Source organism: Corallococcus sp. CA049B (assembly GCF_003611685.1).
GTDB classification, from domain to species: Bacteria; Myxococcota; Myxococcia; order Myxococcales; family Myxococcaceae; genus Corallococcus; species Corallococcus coralloides.
The window spans coordinates 1-17,968 of the sequence record NZ_RAWC01000066.1 but is presented as its reverse complement, the minus strand read 5'-3'; the positions used below and the strand labels follow the sequence as shown (position 1 = coordinate 17,968).

Genomic DNA, 17,968 nt, shown 5'->3' with positions numbered 1-17,968 from the left:
CAATGCACCTCCCGCATCACTCAAGGCCGGTCACCCATCGATTCAGGTCTGTCCCTCTCTGGTTGATCACTTTCGCGAGACTCCGCAGTTCTTTCGTCAATGCAGCCCTGCAGTCTTGCATGGACCTGCATCGCTTCGTCACCCTCTCCAGAGCATCAAATACCTTCTGGTGGTACGCCTCGGGATGAGGCCCTCTGTGGCCCGGCACGTGGACCTTGTTCGCGGGATCGTCGAGCGACATCCCTGCTTTATCAAAGAGCCTCTGGAACTTTGGTGACCACGGGCCGCCACGGTTCGTGGCACTCCACCACTTGTTGGAAGCAATGTGGTGCTCATGCCCTCCCGCATCCGCGCCACTCGCAACGGGACTCTTCTCATCCCGCGCGGACATGGCCACCGCGTTCGGCGGCAACACCAGGGTGACGACGCCCGCGGAGGACACGGCCACGGACTCCACCTGCGCCGCCGCGCCCAGGCGGAAGCCCCCCATCTCCGCGGCCACCAGCGAGGCCTGCCCTGAACCCGGGAGCGTGGCGACCTTCGCCGCGAACGTCTCCGCCGTGCTCCCCACCGCCGCCAGCGCCAGCATCACGAACGCCCGCGCCGCGTTCTTCCCCATCACCTCGCCGTACTCCTCCCCCGCGTCGCGAAGCTCCTCGAACGTCCGGGCCACCCGAGCCTGTTCGGACAACTCAATCCATCCCTGGATGAGGTTCCACACCGTGTCGATGCCCAGGTAGGCGATGAGCAATACCGTCATCGTCGCCGCGATGCCCTTCGACACGGGCTCGGGCATCAACCACATCGCCAGATACACCGTGCCCGTCGCGACGATGGCGGTGAGCACCGCCCGCGGATCCGTCATCCCCACCAGCGCTTCCGCTGTCTCCTCCCACACCGAGTCCAACGCGATGGCGAACGCCAGCGAACGCCGCCCGTCCTCATCCAGCGCGGAACCCGCCTCCAGCAATTGAAGACAGTCCCCCGGTGTCTGCTTGCGCTGGCACCACCGCCCATAAGCGCTCGCCAGCTCCCGGCCGTCCTCCTCCACCAGCAGCCGGACCCGGGAAGGCTCCTCCACGGAGACCAGACCCAAGCGCCCACGCACATGCGCATAGGCCTTCGAGGAGAACGTACCCGCGAACAGCCGGTACGCGTCCTCACGAGGACGCGGGGACACCGGCGCATCCTCCGCCAGCGTCCGCACCGCGTCCGTGAACGCGTCCCCGTCCAACGCCACGGGCTCGACCTCCGCCCGAGGCACATGGACGACCGGCGCACCCTGCCCCGTCTTCAGCCGGACGCCACGCGCCGCTGAACACCCCGTGCCCAGCAGCAACAGCAGCACCGCGACCGCCCAGCTCCGGCACGAGGACATGGATACCTCCAAGGCACCCATCCTCGGCCGCGCGGACTCACCGCGACCAGGACCTCCCGCGCGCAGCGCGGGGACCGGCCGTCACGGGGCGGGCGACGAAGGACCCACGACCCCGGCGTCCTCGACCCCGGTCCCCGCATCCGGCACGTCCACGGGCACACCGGCGTCCTCCACCGTGCCCGCCTCCGGAGCAGCCACGGCCTTCCCAGACGGCACCACCGCGCTCCACGCCGGCTTCGTGGGCCCCAGCACCTCCTCCTGCGTCGTCCCCTGCGCCACCAGCAGGTCCACCACCGGAGACTGCGATGGGTCTCCCTTGCGCCCACCGCCGAAGCGGTCGGCGGACGGCGGCTCCCCGGGCACGATGCCCATGGCCATCAGCCTCGGGTTCGCGTTCGTGTCCCCACCGAACATGCCGCCCAGCGCCACGCGCCGCTCGAGGGTCGCGCCCGTCACCGCCACGCCGTAGCCCCAGTCCGCGCTCGCGTGTCCGCCCAGGAAGCGGTCCGGCACCTGGAACACCACCGTGCGCCCGCTCACCTGGATGAGGGTGGGGAAGAACACCCGCGCCTCCAGCTCCTGCTCCGTGGCCGCGTTCAGCTCCGCCTCCACCTTGCCGCCAATCCCCCCGGTCTTCTTCTCGTACGCATCCAGCGCCGCCTGCCGCCAGGTCTTGCGCAGGGCCTCACGCGCCTCATAGGGACGCGGCGTCAGCACCACCGCCTTCTCCCACCCGGAGTCCGGCGCCAGCGTGAGCCCGCGCCCCGGCAGCGTGTCCGTGCGCCCGGAGCCAGGCACCCGGTCCTGGTCCACGTACAGGTCCACGTTGAACGTGTAGAAGCCGTGCCGGGCCCGCTCCGCGATCGTCGCGCCCTCCAGGTCCACCGACTGCGCGCGAGACGGCCTCGCAATGGGGTGCGCGAACGTCACCTCGAACCGCGTCGCCTCGCCGTCCGCGAAAGCCGCCACCGACACCACGTCCAGGTCGCCCCGCCCCAGGTCGTTCCGGCGCGGATACAGCAGCTCGCCGTCGCCGTGGTCATCCCCTACCGGATCCGTCAGCCGGAACAGCAGCGCGTCCTCACGCGTCTTGCCGCCGGAACACGCGGCCAGGGTGGAGGCGAGCAGGAGCGCGGACACGCGGGGACGCACGAACATGGAAGGGCACCTCATGCACGAAGGGACGGCCCGCCCAGGTGTACCGCGCGGTGCCCCAAACGCAAGGAGCCCGGAGTGCCTGTCACAGGCGCCCCGGGCTCCCTCTCTCATCAACCCCGTGCCCCGCCCGAAGCGGAGCGCGCGGTGACTAGAACTGCGCCTTCATGAACGCCTTGACGCGCATGTGGTCGAAGTTGCGCTCCTCCAGGCTGTTCCAGCCGCCGTTGCGGTTGGTGAAGCCGCGCGAACCCACCGCCACGCCGTGGTCGGCCGCGATGGTGTCGTCCGCGTACTGCACCACGTAGCCATCGCCGAAGTCAGGACGGAAGGTGCCGAACGCGTACTGGCCCTCCAGACCGAACTCCACGCCGGACAGGATGTAGCGCGCCTTCACCAGCACCTGGTTCTTGTTGTGCTTGCCGGACGCCATCTCGTGGTTGTTGTACGCCTGGAACGCCGTGTTGCCGTCCAGCAGGTCCGCGAAGAACTTCGAGTAGCTGGCGGACACGTACAGGTCGTCCGTGAACTGGTAGCCCGCGCCGGCCGTGAACGTCGTGTAGTCCAGCAGGCGGTCGTCGTCCGCCAGGTTGTCGAACGGCTTGAACTGGTAGCCCGTGTCGCCCTGGCTGTTCGTGATGACATTCGGGTTGCTGTAGACGCCGGAGGTGCTGTTGCCGGCGCTGTACTCGTTGACCAGCGAGTTGTCGCACGCCACGCCGCCGCCCGCGCACGCGCCCGCCGCGTAGGGCAGGAAGCGCGGATCATTCATGCGCTTGTCCGTCTCGTGGATGTACTTGAACTTGCCGAACACATCGATGCCCTTCAGCACGTCCACCACGTACTTGGCGCGCAGCGCGACCAGGTGCGTCTTCTTGTCCTGGAAGGGCTGGTAGGCCGTGCGGAAGTTGTGGCCCACGCCGGAGTCCAGCTCCGTGCCCGGGTACTGGCTATCGTTCAGCGACTTGGACGCGTCGCCGTACGCCTGCCAGTTGGTGTTGTACGTGATGAAGGAATACTCGCCGCCCAGCTCCAGCGCGCCGTTCGTGTAGACCGGGTTCGCCGTCACGCCCTTCCAACCGATGGCCGTCTCCGCCATGGGCTCGTCGAAGTCCGTGAAGTCGTTGTCCACGTTGATGGTCGCGACCTGCTGGGCCTCGCTCGTCCAGCCGCCGTAGCCGATGCGGGTGGGGTTGCCCTTGTAGATGCCGTAGGCCGCGTTGGACGGGCCGGGGAACGCGAAGCTGCCGTCATGGCCTTCCGTGAGGAGCACGTCGGCCTCGCGGCGGCTCGCCATCACCGCCACGTAGTCCGCGCCGATGCTGAACAGCTGGAAGTTGAACGACAGGCCCACGTCCAGCGGGTCGTTGAGGGACGCGTTCAGCATGTACGTCTGGTCCGTGTGACGGCCGGCCAGCACCGCGCTGTAGCCGCCGATGCCGCCGAAGTTCGCCGGCGACAGCACGGGGTCCGCGTTGGAGTACGACGTGTACGCGGCGCCGCGCACGTCCAGCCACGAGCCCATGTGCAGGCCCGCCTTCAGGCCGCCCACGCCGTTGCGGTAGCGCGGGGTCAGGTCACGGCCGTCGTCGACGTTCGTGTCCTCCACGTTCACTTCCTGGTCGTTGGCGTACTGGAAGATGCCGCCCACGTCGAAGAGCTCGTTCGGGGTGAACTTCGCCTGGAAGCCGTACGCCGCGTCACGCGCGTGGAAGGCGCCCGTGCTGAAGTTCGGGCCCGCCCACAAGCGCGGCAGCGAGATGCGCGCCGCATCCCACGTGAGCCGCCGCTCGAAGTTGGAGCCCTGCAGCATGATGGCCGCCGCGTTGTCGCGGTCGATGTAACGGACGCGGCCGATGACGAACGGGTCGAACTGGCCCAGGTCCGTCGCGCCGATGAGCGCCGAGTCGATGAGGTAGCCCGGACGCAGCGTCACGGACATGCCACGCAGCTTGATGTACTGGTTGGAGCGGGGGTCGAACTCGCCGCAGTCGCCCGCGTAGCAGGGCGGCGTCGGCGGGTTCCTGCCGCCGAAGCCGCCGAAGTTCGTCCAGAAGTTCTGGTTGAAGCGGCTGTGGATGCGGCCGTTGACCTCCACCTGCGGGGAGATCTTCGCGTTCAGCAGCAGCTCCAGCTCCGTGCCAATGCCGTTGTCGCCGTAGCCTTCACCGGGCACCGTGGTGAAGTTGTAGAGCGCGCCCTGGTCGCGCTGCGTGCCCCAGAGGTACTTCGTATAGGTCGTGCCACCAATGGTGAGCTTGGGGCCGCTGTCCTGCGCCATGGCCGCCCCAGGAATGAGGCCGACCGCCACGGTGAGCGCACACGCTCCCCGCACCACGTTCTTGCGATTCTTCATGATGTCCGGAAAACCCTTCTCAGAAAGCCTTGAACCAGAGGGGGGTCATCCCCTCTCCCGGGCCGCCGCGGGACCTCCGCGGCAGCCCTCCCCGTGCTGCATCAAACCTTGAAACAGACTGTTTTGAACAGTCCGCCACCGACTACTTCGTCGGCGTGGCCGTCGTCGGCGCCGGAGCGACCGACGTTCCAGCCGGAGCGGCCGGCGTGGGCGCCGGAGCCGGGGCCGGAGCCGCGGGCGCCGCCTCGGGAGCCGGGGCCGGAGCCGCCGGAGCCGCCGCCGCCGCGCCACCCTGCGCCGCCGGGCGCTTCGGGCCGGAGACCATCTTCAGCGTGGCCTTCTTCGTGGCGGAACCGTCACCCGCGCACTCGTACGCGAGCATGTCGTACTGAGCCTTGACTTCAGAGCTGTCGCCCTTGCCCTGCCCCGCGAGCACGTCAATCACGTGCGGATCGCAGTTGAAGTCGGAGCCGCCGCCGAAGCGGTGCTGGCCCTCGTACTCGTTGACGCGGCGGGTGAGCAGGTCGTTGTCCGCGGGGAAGCCCTCGTTGGACTGCATCACGACCTGGTAGCCCCAGGTGGAGGGGTCACCGGCGCCCAGGTCGGAGTTCATGACCGTGGCGGTGATCTTGTTGCCAGAGGCGCGCACCTTGGTGGGCACCACGACGGCGCCCTTCATCGCGCCGGCCTTGTTGTTGGCCTCCGCGCGCACGCGCGACGAGCCCTGCGGCGAGATGATGATGACCTTGTCCCACGCGTCTTCCGGCGCGAAGGAGACGTTCAGGCCCGGGGGGCTGTCGGTGAAGCCGCTGCCGGCCTTGTGGTCCGTGTCGATGAAGACGAAGACCTCCTGCACGGAGAAGCCGTCCGCCATCTTCCAGGGGTTCTCCAGCGACGCCTTCAGCTGGATCTCCACGTCCGTCTTGTTGCCGCCCTGGTCCAGCTTGAAGCCGGTCAGGTCGAACGAGCCCGGCTTGTACACGGGGTCCGTCGGGTAGGTGTACTTGCCCGGGCCCTTGTCGTCGCCGGTGGGGTCCTTGAACGACACCTTCTCGGCCAGGGCCGGCGCCGCGGACAGGGAAGCGGCCAGGGTGAGGACTGCGATGCGGGGGTTGATCATGGGGGTGCTTGCTCCTTGCAACGACAGACGAAAGGACTGCGAAGAAAGACCGCGGGACTAACCCTTCACGCCACCGGCGGTGAGCCCGGAGACGAGGTACTTCTGAAGGAAGAGGAAGAGGAACACGACGGGCACGGACACGATGATGGAGCCGGCCGCGAAGTAGCCCCACTGCTGGCTGAAGCCGCCCACGAAGAAGCGCAGGCCCACCGGCGCCGTGTACATGGCTTCCTGGTCCATGAACGTCGCCGCGAGGATGAACTCGTTCCACGCCGTCATGAAGCTGAACAGCGCCGTCACCGCCACCGCGGGCTTGGCCAGGGGCAGGATGATGCTCCAGAAGATGCGCCCCGGAGACGCGCCGTCCATCAGCGCCGCCTCCTCCAGGTCCTTGGGGATGGTGTCGAAGTAGCCCTTGAGCATCCACACGCTGAACGGGATGGACGTGGTGGCGTACACGATGATGAGCCCCAGCCGGCTGCTGCCCAGGCCCAGCCACTGCACCAGGATGATGTAGAGGGGAATCAGCATCAGGGTGCCCGGGAACATCTGGGACACGAGGAACGCCATCATGCCCGCGCGCTGGCCGGGGAACTTGAAGCGGCTGAAGGCATACGCCGCCGTGCACGCCATGAAGACGCCCAGCACCGTGGTGCCAATGGCCACGATGGCGCTGTTGAGCATCCACTTCGCGAACGGCTGATCCGCCATCACCGACGCGAAGTTGGAGACGCTGAAGGTCTCCGGCCACGGCGTCACCGCGCGCAGCCGGTCCCAGAAGGTGGGGTTCTCCGGCAGCGTGGCGATGGCCAGGCTCTGCTTGCCGGAGAAGGCCAGGCTCACCACCCAGAGGATGGGGTAGATGGTGAAGAGGGTGAAGGCGATGAGCACCGCGTGCAGCGGCAGGTGCGGGATGCCTTCGCGACGTTCAGAGAAGAGCGCCATGGGTTACGCGGCCTCCGTGGCGCGGCTCATGCGGTTCTGCACCATGCTGTAGAGCAGCAGGATGCCGAAGATGACGGTGGAGTACGCCGCCGCGTAGCCGTGGCGGTAGCGCTCGAAGGCGAACTTGTACGCCTGGGTGACCAGGATTTCGGTGGAGCCGCCCGGGTCGCCGCCCGTCACCAGGAAGATGATGTTGAACATGTTGAAGGTCCACACCACCGACAGGATGACCGCCGGCACCAGCGCGGGCTTCAGCGCGGGCAGCGTGATGGCGGTGAACTGCTGCCACCGGTTGGCGCCGTCCACGCGCGCCGCTTCGTAGAGCTCACCCGGGATGGACTGGAGCGCGCCCAGCGACACCACCATCATGAACGGGAAGGACAGCCAGCCGTTGGTGGCCAGCGCCGTGAAGAACGACGTGAGGGGTGAATCGAACCACGCCAGGCCGTCCCCACCGAACATCCGGATGACGTGGTTCACCACGCCGAACTGCTGGTGGAACATGCCCTTCCAGATGAGCGCGGTGATGTAGTTGGGCATGGCCCACGGCAGGATGAGCAGCACGCGGTACACCGGCCGCATCTTCAGATTCGGCACGTTGAGCGCCAGCGCGAGCAGCAGGCCCACCGTCACGCCGATGGTCACGTTCGTGACCGTCCACACGATGGTGAAGAGCAGCGTGTAATAGAAGTTCAGGTAGTTGAAGACCCACGAGCCGTCCGCCGCGGTCTTCGCGAAGCTGAAGTCGCCCAGGATGTCCACGTAGTTGCGGAAGCCCACCCACAACTCCGACAGCGGCTGGCTGCTGTTGTAGAGGTTGGCGTCCGTGAACGACAGCGTGATGCCGTAGGCGAAGGGGAAGAACACCAGCACCACCATGCCCACCATGGCGGGCATGATGTACGCGTAGGCCTGCCGGAACTCGACCGCCGTGGCCACCGCCCGGTGCAGCGCGCCCAGGCCGATGAACAGCAGCACCGCCAGCCCCACCACGCCCAGCGCGCCCAGCGCCTTCGTCGCGTTGCCGCGCACCTGCGCGCCCGCCGCCGCGAGCCTGGCCTCATCCGGCGCGCCGGACTCCGTCAGCCGGCCCAGCGGACGGCGCATGGCGTCCGCGTCCCACGCGCCGGGCTTCAGCGCGGGCTCTGGGTTGAGGTTGTTGGCGGTCATCAGCGCCTGGGCCTTCTCGCCGCGCGTGCGCAGCTCCGCGCTGACCGCGCCCTCCGTCTGCCGCAGCTCCGCGTCCAGCGCGCGCAGCGAGTAGACGGTGTAGCCACCCAGGCCCGCCAGGAACAGCGCCGCCGCCACCGCCACGCGCACGCCCTGACGCGACAGCGCGAACACCGCCGCCGCGCACGCCGCCAGGGGCAGCAGGAACGCCAGCAGCACCGGCGTCCAGGAAGGCGCTTCACCCTTCACCACCGCCGGGGTGAGGGACTCCACGGAGCCCACCACCTGCCCGTCCACCTCCACGGGCGCGGAGAGCAGCCGGCTCGCGCCATTGTCGAGCAGCTCCGACTCCACCTCCGCCTTGCGCGCGCTGCCCTCCTCGCGGTTCGTCTCCACCGCGGCGCGCAGGCGCTGGCCGCGGTCGTACAGCGGCTTCTCGTCGCGCGACAGCCGGCGCGGCGCCGCCTTGTCCCCGGTGTCATCCGGGAAGGTGGACGCCTCCAGCTTGATGCCGCTGAAGGCGATGACGCGCACGGAGCTGCCCGGCACGCCCGGCCAGCCCTCCACCACGGCCTTCACGCCGTCGCCCGTGCCGCCCGCGCGCTGCACCAGGTCCGCCAGCCCCAGCAGGGCCACGGTGGCGGTGCGCTGCTCGCGCTCCGCCGCGCGCTCCTGGTTGGCGCGCTTGAGCAGGCCGTGCGCCAGGAACAGGGACACGCCCAGCGCCAGGGCGAGCCCCACCAGCACGCGCCCCCGGTAGCCGCCCGCACGGCCAGCAGGCCCCGGAGCCGAAGGGTCCGGCGCGGAGTTGCCTTGGGCGGTGGGGACCGGCGTGGGGGCGCCGGCCGCGGAAGGGGGCTGCTGGGGGGCGTTCTGGCTCACTTCAGCTCCTCACTTACTTCTTGCGCAGGCCGGCGACGTCCTTCGCCACGCTCTTCTGGGCCGCGTCCAGCGCCGCCTTGGGGGTGGCGGTGTTCTTGAACACGGTGTTCATCGCGCTGGTGGCCGGGGTCCAGACCATGGACATCTCCGGCAGGTTGGGCATGGGCACCGCCACGTCCACCTGGTCCTTCATCGCCTTGAGCAGCGGGTCCGCGGACACCTTCGCGTCCTGGTACACCGCCTGGTTCGCGGGGCTCTGGCGGCCCTCCAGGGCCAGCGTCTTGCCGGGGCCCGCGTCGGTGAGGAACTTCGCGAAGTCGTACGCCGCTTCCTTGTTCTTCGACGGGGCGGCCACGTACACGCCCTCCACCGTCATCCAGGGCTTCAGCGGCGTGCCCTTGTTCTCATCCAGCGTGGGCAGCCGCGCCAGGCCGTACTCCACGTCCTTGGAGACCTCGCCCAGGAACCACGGGCCGGAGAACACCATCGCGGCCTTGCCCTCGTTGAAGAGGGACGTGATCAGCGCGCTGGAGGGCTCCGCGGGCAGGATGCCGTCCTTGTTCTTCCACTTGAGGACCTGCTCCACCGACTTCACGTTGGCGGGCGAGTTCATCGTGGGGGCGTTCTTCGCGTCGAACACGCCGCCGCCGAAGCCGTTCATCACCGCCGCGTGGTAGTAGAAGTCGTTGTACGCGTACGCGAGCCCGAAGCGGCCCGCCTTCGCGTCGGTGAGCTTCTTGGCCATCGTCACCATCTCGCCGGACGTCTTGGGCGGCGTGGGGACCAGCTTCTTGTTGTAGATGAGCGTGATGACCTTGTAGTTCAGCGGCAGGCCGTACGCCGTCCCGCGGTAGGTCATCGCCTCCATCGTCGTGGGGATGAAGCGCTTCTTCGTCGCGTCATCCAGGAAGAAGTCGATGGGCTCCACCGTGTTGCCCGCTTCAATCCAGCCGCCCAGGCGGTCCTGCGCGAAGATGAAGAGGTCCGGGCCCTTGCCGCGCGGCACGGTGGCGCTGATCTTGTCCGCGTAGGCGTCGTAGGGCACCGCCAGCGTGGTGACCTTGACCTTGCCCTCGTTGGCCTTGTTGTACTCGGCGACCACCTTCTCCAGCGCGGCCTTCTCCTCCGCGCGGTAGGCGTGCCAGAGCACCAGCTCCGTGGCGGCGAAGGACGGGACGGGCAACAGGCCGACTGCGCACAGACAGAGGGCCGCGAGCAGCGTTCGCAGGTGCGTCATTGGGAAAATCCTCCGGGGTATCAAACGGAAAGCCGAAGCTCGGATTCAGCGTCGAAGAGATGCAGGGACTCCAGCTCCACCGTCACGGGGAGGGCGGCGCCGGGCTCCGGAGTCGCCTGGGGCGGCAGGCGGAAGACCAGCGGGTTGTCCCCCAGGCGGGCGTGCACGATGAGCTCGTTGCCCAGCGGCTCCACCAGCTCCACGCGCGCCTCCGCGGGGGCGGACTCACCGCGCGCGGCGGTGCCCGCGGGCAGGACGTTGTCCGGGCGCAGGCCCACCTTCACCTTGCGGCCACCCTTGCCCGCCGTCGCCGCGCGCAGCTTCTGCGGCACCGGCAGCTTGAAGCCGTCACCGGTGAGCGACGCGCCGTCCGCGTCCAGCGTGGCGGTGAGCATGTTGATGGGCGGCGTGCCGATGAACTGCGCCACGAACACGTTGACCGGCTTCTCGTAGACCTCCAGCGGAGTGCCCAGTTGCTGGAGCTTGCCGTCCTTCATCACCGCGATGCGGTGGCCCATGGTCATCGCTTCGATCTGATCGTGCGTGACGTAGACGGACGTGACCTGGAGCCGGTGCTGGAGCTTCTTGATCTCCGAGCGCATCTGCACGCGCAGCTTCGCGTCCAGGTTGGAGAGCGGCTCGTCGAAGAGGAACACCGCCGGCTTGCGCACGATGGCGCGGCCCAGGGCCACGCGCTGGCGCTGGCCGCCGGACAGCGCCTTGGGCTTGCGGTCCAGCAGGTGCGTGATGCCCAGAATCTCCGCCGCCTCGTCCACCAGCTTGTCCATCTCCGGCTTGGGCGTCTTGCGGATCTTGAGGCCGAACTCCAGGTTCTGCCGCACGGACATGTGCGGGTAGAGCGCGTAGTTCTGGAACACCATGGAGACGTCCCGGTCCTTCGGCGGCAGCGCGTTCACCGCGCGCTCACCAATGGAGATGGTGCCTCCGGAGATCTCCTCCAGGCCGGCGATCATCCGGAGCGCCGTGGACTTGCCGCAACCGGACGGCCCCACGAGGACCATGAACTCATGGTCGCGGATATCGAGGTTGAGCCCCTCGATGACCGACACGTCTCCGTACCGCTTCGCCACGTCCTTGAACGACACGCCGGCCATCTAGGTTCTCCAGCAAGAGCCCCGCTCGCGCCGGTGACAACAGCACGTCCGGGTCAGGTTCTGCGCATGCACCGCCGGGTGCCTCACGGCACGCGTCCGAGGATGCGCGCGGACAGCGGCGGGAGCGCCAGGTCCAGCGTGGCGCCAGCCTTCGTCCGCCCACCGTTCAGCAGATCCTCCACCTCGCCGACGCCCGTCCAACCTTCCGGCCACGGCACCGACACCGTGCCCTTCGTCTTGCCGCGGTTCACCGCCACCACCACCGTGTCGCCGGACGCTTCGTCGCGCCGCTGGAAGACATACACATCGCCTTCGGTGGAGAGCGGCGCGTGCGTGCCCCGAGACAAGGCCGGGTGTGCGCGGCGGATGGCGATGAGGCGCTTGTAATACTCGCGCAATGCCTCGTCGCGTTTCTTTCCCGCGCCGGGCTTCACCGCCTGCTTGCCCCACGGCATGTCGCTGCGGTTCTGCGGCCAGTCACCGCCCGCGCGGCCCACCTCCTCGCCGTAGTAGATGACGGGGATGCCGGTCGCGGTGAGCTGCAGAGTGGCGGCCAGGCGGAAGAGGGGCACGTTGCCCTGCAGCTGGTGCAGCGCCCCGTCCACGTCGTGCGACGACAGGAAGTGCGACAGGTGGTGGCCCGGCGTCACCTTCGCGCGCGACTGGAGGTAGCGGTCGAACGCCACCGCGCGGCCACGGCCCTGGACGAAGGCCAGCGCGTTGCCCTGGAAGGCGAAGTCGAACCCGGCGTCCATCTCGTCCGGGGTGAAGTACGGCGCCAGCACCTCCACGTCGCCGCCCCACACCTCGCCCAGCAGGAAGAAGTCCGGGGAGATCTCCGCGCGCGTGCGGCGGCGGTGCTCCTTCCAGAAGTCGTGGGACACGTGCTTCACGGTGTCCAGCCGGAAGCCGTCCACGCCGGAGCGCTTCGCCCAGTCGATCTGCGCGTCCAGCAGGTACTTCGCCACCTCCGGGCGCTCGGTCTTGAAGTCCGGCAGGCCCGCCACGCACGTCGTCAGGTCATCCGAACCGCAGGTGCCCTTGTCCTCCGAGCGCAGCCAGTCCGGGTGGTCCTTCAGGTAGCGCGAGTTGTAGCCCGGGTGGTTGTAGACGACGTCCAGCAGCACGCGGATGCCGCGCGCGTGCGCCGCGTCCACCAGCGCCTTGAAGTCCTCTTCCGTGCCGAAGCGCGGATCCAACGCGTGGAAGTCGTCCGCCCAGTAGCCGTGGTAGCCCCAGTCCGGGAAGCCGGAGCCGGTGACGAAGCCGGGGATCTGCTTCAAGAGCGGCGTCACCCACAGCGCCGTCACGCCCAGCGACGACAGCTCGTCCAGCTTCCCGGTGAGCCCCTTCAGGTCGCCGCCGTGGAAGGTGCCCGCCTCCTTCACGTCGCCCTTCTCGTTGTTCGAGGGGTCGCCGTCCGCGAAGCGGTCCACCACCACGAAGTACAGCACCTCGTCCGCCCAGGGCCGCGCGGGCTCCTTCGTCACCGGAGCCTGGGGAGCCTGGGCGGAAGCCGGAGCGGGCTGCGCGGGCGCGGCCTCCTTCACGGGTTCGGGGGCGGGAGCGGGCGCCACCGGCGTGGCGGGCTGTGTCGCGGCGGACTCCGGCGCGGGTTGCGTCGGGGTGGGCGCCGTGGCGCACCCCGCCAGACACAGGGCGACGAGTCCCTGGAGCATCGGGCGCCACCGACCGCGGAGAGGGACAGCGTTCGGTTGTGGGCAGGGGAGGCTGGAGGACATCTGGGCGCGGCACTGTATCCAACAGTCTTGAAAGGGGTGAAGGGTCGTCGGAACAATCGGCTGATGGCGCAACGCGGCATGCCCCGGATGTCTTCCTCTGTACACCCGTGTGACGCATGGCGCGGGCGGACTCAACGGAGCGCGCGGTTCCTGCCGCACCGCGTCTCGATTGGGCACCCTTTCCATCCGACGTCCTGGGGTGGATGTGCCGGTCCCAACTCGGATCATCCAGGGGGTCCTGTAACCCCTGAAAGCAGACGGTGGATCACCCGCGACAGGGGTGGCTGCTACCGTGCCCGGAAATTTCCGCCCCCCTGGAGGTTTCCCCTGAGAGTTCCCTTCGCAGTACCCCGCATGACGCGAGCGCTCGCGTTCGGCGGGCTCTTCGCCGCACTGCTTCCCATGTCGTCGCTGGCGGCGCCCACGTCGGTGACTGTCATTGGCGACCTGCAGACGGGCGCCGGCTGCGCGGCCAACAACGACCCCACCTGCGCGCAGACGGCGCTGACGTACGACGCGGACGACGACAAGTGGCAGGGCACGTTCAACGTGCCGGTGGGCACCTGGCACTTCAAGGTCGCGCTGGACGGTTCGCTGTCGCAGACGCACGGCGGCCCCGGCGGCGCGGACGTGGTGCTGAACCAGGCGGCGGCGGGCGCGGTGAAGTTCTACTTCGACGCGAACACGCTGTACGTGACGAGCAACCGCTCCAGCACCATCGCCACGGTGGCGGGCACGCTCCAGAAGCAGCTGGGCTGCCCGGATGACTGGCAGCCGGACTGCCTGCGCACGATGATGCAGGATCCGGACGGCGACGGCATCTACACCTTCACCACGACGGCCCTGACGGCGGGCACCTACGAGTGCAAGGTCGCGCTCGACGAAAACTGGGGCACCGCGTACCCGGGCAGCAACGCGGCCTTCGCGGTGGAGCGGGACAACCAGGAGATGATCATCACCTTCGACTCCGGTGCCTCCAAGAAGGTGACCATCCGGGCCGCGGACGCTCCGGCGGGGGACCTGCTGCTGGCGCGGGCGCACTGGATTTCGCGCGACACGGTGGTGTGGAGCCCGGAGGTCGCGGCGCCCGCCGGCACGGTGTTCAAGCTGCACACGGCGCCCACGGGCGGCATGACGCTGAACAGCACCGGCGTGCAGGGCGGCACGGCGGTGACGCTGACGGTGGACCCCGCGGGCCTCACCGCCGCGCAGGCGGAGCGCTTCAAGAACCTCCAGGGCCGCACGGTGCTGAAGCTGGCCGAGGCGGACGTGGCCAACGCGGCCACGTGGCTCAAGGGCCAGGTGGCCCTGTCCGCGACGAGCGCGGCGGGCGTGATGCTGGACGCCACCAGCGCGCAGCTCGCGGGAGTGCTGGACGACCTGGACGCGTATGACGGCGCGCTGGGCGCGACGTTCGAGAACGGCATCCCCACGCTGCGCCTGTGGGCCCCCACGGCGAAGAGCGTGAACCTGCTCCTGTTCGCGGACGGCAGCCCCACGTCCACCTTCACCCGCGTGCCCATGACGGCCGGCGACAAGGGCGTCTGGAGCGCCACGGGCGACGCGACGTGGAAGAACCGCTACTTCCTCTACGAGGTGGAGGTCTACGCCCGCAAGGAGGGCAAGGTCGTCACCAACCGCGTCACCGACCCGTACTCCGTCGCCCTCTCCATCAACAGCGAGCTGAGCCAGATTGTCGACCTTTCGGACCCCACGCTCGCGCCGCAGGGCTGGAGCACGCTGGCGAAGCCCGTGCTGGAGGCCCCGGAGGACATCGTCCTCTACGAGCTGCACGCGCGCGACTTCAGCATCAACGACCTGACGGTGCCGGAGAACGAGCGCGGCACGTTCAAGGCGTTCACGCACGAGTCCGACGGCATGAAGCACCTGACCCGGCTGGCGAAGGCGGGCCTGACGCACGTGCACCTGCTGCCGGTGTTCGACATCGCGACCATCAACGAGGACCGCGCGGCGCAGCAGCACCCCGCGGGCGACCTGGTGTCGCTGCCGCCGGACTCCGACCAGCAGCAGGCGGCGGTGAAGGCCGTGGCGGACCTGGACGGCTTCAACTGGGGCTATGACCCGTACCACTACACGGTGCCGGAGGGCAGCTACTCCACCAACGCGCAGGGCACGACGCGCACGGTGGAGTTCCGGCAGATGGTGCAGGCGCTCAACCAGCACGGCCTGCGCGTGGTGATGGACGTGGTCTACAACCACACCAACTCCTCCGGGCAGGACGCCAAGAGCGTGTTGGACCGCATCGTCCCGGGCTACTACCACCGCCTCAGCGACGACGGGAACGTGGAGACGAGCACCTGCTGCCAGAACACCGCGTCCGAGAACGCGATGATGGAGAAGCTGCTCATCGACTCCGTGGTGACGTGGGCGAAGGCGTACAAGGTGGACGGCTTCCGCTTCGACCTGATGGGCCACCACATGAAGTCCAACATGGTGAAGCTGCGCGCCACGCTGGACGGGCTCACCCTGGAGAAGGACGGCGTGGACGGCAAGGCCATCTACGTCTACGGCGAGGGCTGGGACTTCGGCGAGGTGGCGAAGAACGCGCGCGGCACCAACGCCACGCAGGTCAACATGGCGGGCACGGGCATCGGCTCGTTCAACGACCGCCTGCGCGACGCGGCCCGCGGCGGTGGCCCCTTCAGCGGGCTGCAGGACCAGGGCTTCATCAGCGGCCTGCTGTCCGACCCCAACGGCACGAACCAGGGCACGGAGGCGGCGCAGAAGGACAAGCTGCTGCTCTACGGCGATTGGATCCGAGTGGGCCTCACCGGCAACCTGAAGGACTACTCGCTGGTGGACCGCACCGGCAAGACGGTGGTGGGCGAGAAGGTGGAGTACAACGATGGGGCCCCGGCCGGCTACACGCTGGACCCGCAGGAGGTCATCACCTACGTCTCCGCGCACGACAACGAGACGCTCTTCGACGCCGTGCAGTTGAAGGCGCGGCGCGACCTGCCCATGGCCGAGCGCGTGCGGATGAACAACCTGGGTGTGTCGCTGGTGGCGCTGAGCCAGGGCATCCCGTTCTTCCACGCGGGTGACGAGCTGCTGCGCTCCAAGTCGCTGGACCGCAACAGCTACAACTCCGGTGACTGGTTCAACCAGCTTGACTGGACCTACCAGTCGAACAACTGGGGCGTGGGGCTGCCCATCGTGGAGAACAACGACGACGGGCGGGCCCGCTGGGCGCTCTTCAAGCCCATGCTGGCGGACGCGGCGCTGAAGCCGGCGTCGGCGGACATCCTCCGGGCGCGCGACCACTTCGAGGAGATGCTGACCATCCGCAAGAGCTCGCGGCTGTTCCGCCTGCGCACCGGGGACGAGGTGAAGCAGTGGGTGCACTTCGAGAACACCGGCCCGGACCAGATTCCGGGCCTCATCGTGATGGCCATGCAGGACCCCGGCACGAACGCGGAGGGCCAGCGCGCCATCGTGCTCTTCAACGGCACGGACGACGCGCAGACGTTCAAGGCGGACGGCTACAAGTCCCTGAAGCTCAAGCTGCACCCGGTGCTGCAGGCGTCCACGGACCCGGTGGTGCGCACGTCCGCGTACGACGCGGCCACGGGCGGCTTCACGGTGCCAGCGCGCAGCACCGCCGTGTTCGTCACCGACGACGCGGTGGTGGACCCGGATCCGGATCCGCAGGACCCGGGTGACCCGCGGGACCCGGACGAGTCCGACGGCTGCAACTGCCAGAGCACGGTGCCCGGTCCGCTGGGCGCCACCAGCCTGCTGCTGCTCTGCGGCCTGGCGCTGAAGCTGCGCCGCCGCCGCGCGTAGGGCTGAAGGCTCCAGCTGGAAATGAAGCGGGCCCCGGATGCGTCAGAGCGCGTCCGGGGCCCGTGGTGTCTCAGGAGTGGGAAGACCTCAGGGGACGGTGAGGATCTCCGCGCCCGTGTCGGTGACGAGCAGGGTGTGCTCGAACTGGGCGCTGCGCATGCCGTCCGCGGTGACGACGGTCCAGTCGTCGTTCCACGTGCGGTGGTCCCAGTGGCCCTGGTTGATCATGGGCTCCACGGTGAAGACCATCCCGGGCTGCATGACGGTGGTGGCCTCCGCCTCGTAGTAGTGCGGAATCTGGAGCGCGGTGTGGAAGGTCTCACCGATGCCGTGGCCGCAGTAGGCGCGCACCACGCTGGTGCCGTTCTTCACGGCGTGGGCCTCCACCGCGCGGCCAATGTCGCTGATGGGCCGGCCCGGCTTCACCGCGGCGATGCCGAGGTCCAGGCACTCCCTGGCAATCTGCACCAGGCGCTGGTGCTGGGGCTCCACGTTGCCCACCAGGTACGTGGCCGAGCAGTCGCCGTGGACGCCATCCAGGTAGATGGTGATGTCCAGGTTGACGATGTCGCCGTCCTCCAGCGCGCGGCTGTCGGGGATGCCGTGGCAGATGACCTCGTTGACGGAGGTGCAGAGCGACTTGGGGAACTTGTGGTAGTTGAGCGTGCTGGGGTAGCCGCCGCGCTTGAGGTAGGCCTCGTGCGCGATGGCATCCAGTTCGTCCGTGGTGATGCCCACGCGCACGTGCTGCGCGGTCTCCGCCAGCACCTGGGCGGCGGCCTGGCAGGCGCGGCGCATGCGGGCGATGACGTCCGCCGACTTCACGTCCGGCTCGTTGCGCGAGCGCGAGGGACGGCCGGCCACGGAGTCCGCGTAGTCCGGCCGCCCGATGGTGAGCGGCACCACGCGGCGGGGGCTGACGATGCCCGGGCGGATGCCCTTGCGGTTGGTGTCGCCGCCCTTCCGGCGGGCCTCCACGGTGTCCGCGCCGCGGTGGCACTTCTTGTACTTGGAGCCACTGCCGCACCAGCAGGCATCATTGGGCCCGGGGAGGACGGCGG

Annotated in this window: 11 protein-coding genes; 1 reads left to right on the top strand and 10 read right to left on the bottom strand. The window is 68.8% G+C overall.

What is annotated here, in order from left to right; translation table 11 throughout:
• Positions 1 to 16: 16 nt before the first annotated feature.
• From D7W82_RS17005 to D7W82_RS16965, 9 genes are all read right to left on the bottom strand, one after another.
• The gene (locus tag D7W82_RS17005; protein WP_120619373.1) at positions 17 to 1,378 is read right to left on the bottom strand and encodes an AHH domain-containing protein; all 1,362 of its coding nucleotides are present in this window, start codon (positions 1,376 to 1,378) and stop codon (positions 17 to 19) included.
• A gap of 81 nt (positions 1,379 to 1,459) precedes the next feature.
• Complete coding sequence (locus D7W82_RS17000) at positions 1,460 to 2,536, bottom strand: glucodextranase DOMON-like domain-containing protein (RefSeq protein WP_158617681.1); 1,077 nt, start codon at positions 2,534 to 2,536, stop codon at positions 1,460 to 1,462.
• A 148-nt stretch (positions 2,537 to 2,684) separates the two neighbouring features.
• Positions 2,685 to 4,889: a hypothetical protein gene (locus D7W82_RS16995; RefSeq protein WP_120619357.1), complete on the bottom strand. Its 2,205-nt coding sequence runs from the start codon at positions 4,887 to 4,889 to the stop codon at positions 2,685 to 2,687.
• Between the two features lie 142 nt (positions 4,890 to 5,031).
• Positions 5,032 to 6,009: a glucodextranase DOMON-like domain-containing protein gene (locus D7W82_RS16990; protein WP_120619356.1), complete on the bottom strand. Its 978-nt coding sequence runs from the start codon at positions 6,007 to 6,009 to the stop codon at positions 5,032 to 5,034.
• 57 nt (positions 6,010 to 6,066) lie between these two features.
• Entirely contained in the window at positions 6,067 to 6,954 is an 888-nt protein-coding gene (locus tag D7W82_RS16985) for a sugar ABC transporter permease (protein WP_120619355.1), read from the bottom strand.
• 3 nt (positions 6,955 to 6,957) lie between these two features.
• Entirely contained in the window at positions 6,958 to 9,006 is a 2,049-nt protein-coding gene (locus D7W82_RS16980) for a carbohydrate ABC transporter permease (protein ID WP_120619354.1), read from the bottom strand.
• 13 nt (positions 9,007 to 9,019) lie between these two features.
• Positions 9,020 to 10,243, bottom strand: a complete 1,224-nt coding sequence (locus D7W82_RS16975; protein WP_120619353.1) for an extracellular solute-binding protein — start codon at positions 10,241 to 10,243, stop codon at positions 9,020 to 9,022.
• A 20-nt stretch (positions 10,244 to 10,263) separates the two neighbouring features.
• Positions 10,264 to 11,358 (bottom strand): ABC transporter ATP-binding protein, encoded by a 1,095-nt coding sequence (locus D7W82_RS16970; RefSeq protein WP_120619352.1) that lies wholly within the window; start codon positions 11,356 to 11,358, stop codon positions 10,264 to 10,266.
• An 83-nt stretch (positions 11,359 to 11,441) separates the two neighbouring features.
• Positions 11,442 to 13,037: an alpha-amylase family glycosyl hydrolase gene (locus D7W82_RS16965; protein WP_199727770.1), complete on the bottom strand. Its 1,596-nt coding sequence runs from the start codon at positions 13,035 to 13,037 to the stop codon at positions 11,442 to 11,444.
• Positions 13,038 to 13,454: 417 nt separating this feature from the next.
• Between D7W82_RS16965 and pulA the strand changes: the two genes are divergently transcribed.
• Complete coding sequence (gene pulA / locus D7W82_RS16960) at positions 13,455 to 16,907, top strand: pullulanase-type alpha-1,6-glucosidase (RefSeq protein WP_120619351.1); 3,453 nt, start codon at positions 13,455 to 13,457, stop codon at positions 16,905 to 16,907.
• Positions 16,908 to 16,994: 87 nt separating this feature from the next.
• On the opposite strand, the gene map is transcribed toward pulA, so the two are convergent.
• A partial coding sequence (map, locus tag D7W82_RS16955; protein ID WP_120619350.1) for a type I methionyl aminopeptidase occupies positions 16,995 to 17,968 on the bottom strand: 974 nt, incomplete at its 5' end.

What these genes read in the sequence shown, in the direction of transcription:
- D7W82_RS17005 (WP_120619373.1), bottom strand. Translation starts at nt 1,378, where the DNA reads ATGTCCTCGTGCCGGAGCTGGGCGGTCGCGGTGCTGCTGTTGCTGCTG.
- D7W82_RS17000 (WP_158617681.1), bottom strand. Translation starts at nt 2,536, where the DNA reads ATGTTCGTGCGTCCCCGCGTGTCCGCGCTCCTGCTCGCCTCCACCCTG.
- D7W82_RS16995 (WP_120619357.1), bottom strand. Translation starts at nt 4,889, where the DNA reads ATGAAGAATCGCAAGAACGTGGTGCGGGGAGCGTGTGCGCTCACCGTG.
- D7W82_RS16990 (WP_120619356.1), bottom strand. Translation starts at nt 6,009, where the DNA reads ATGATCAACCCCCGCATCGCAGTCCTCACCCTGGCCGCTTCCCTGTCC.
- D7W82_RS16985 (WP_120619355.1), bottom strand. Translation starts at nt 6,954, where the DNA reads ATGGCGCTCTTCTCTGAACGTCGCGAAGGCATCCCGCACCTGCCGCTG.
- D7W82_RS16975 (WP_120619353.1), bottom strand. Translation starts at nt 10,243, where the DNA reads ATGACGCACCTGCGAACGCTGCTCGCGGCCCTCTGTCTGTGCGCAGTC.
- D7W82_RS16970 (WP_120619352.1), bottom strand. Translation starts at nt 11,358, where the DNA reads ATGGCCGGCGTGTCGTTCAAGGACGTGGCGAAGCGGTACGGAGACGTG.
- D7W82_RS16965 (WP_199727770.1), bottom strand. Translation starts at nt 13,037, where the DNA reads ATGCTCCAGGGACTCGTCGCCCTGTGTCTGGCGGGGTGCGCCACGGCG.
- pulA (WP_120619351.1), top strand. Translation starts at nt 13,455, where the DNA reads ATGACGCGAGCGCTCGCGTTCGGCGGGCTCTTCGCCGCACTGCTTCCC.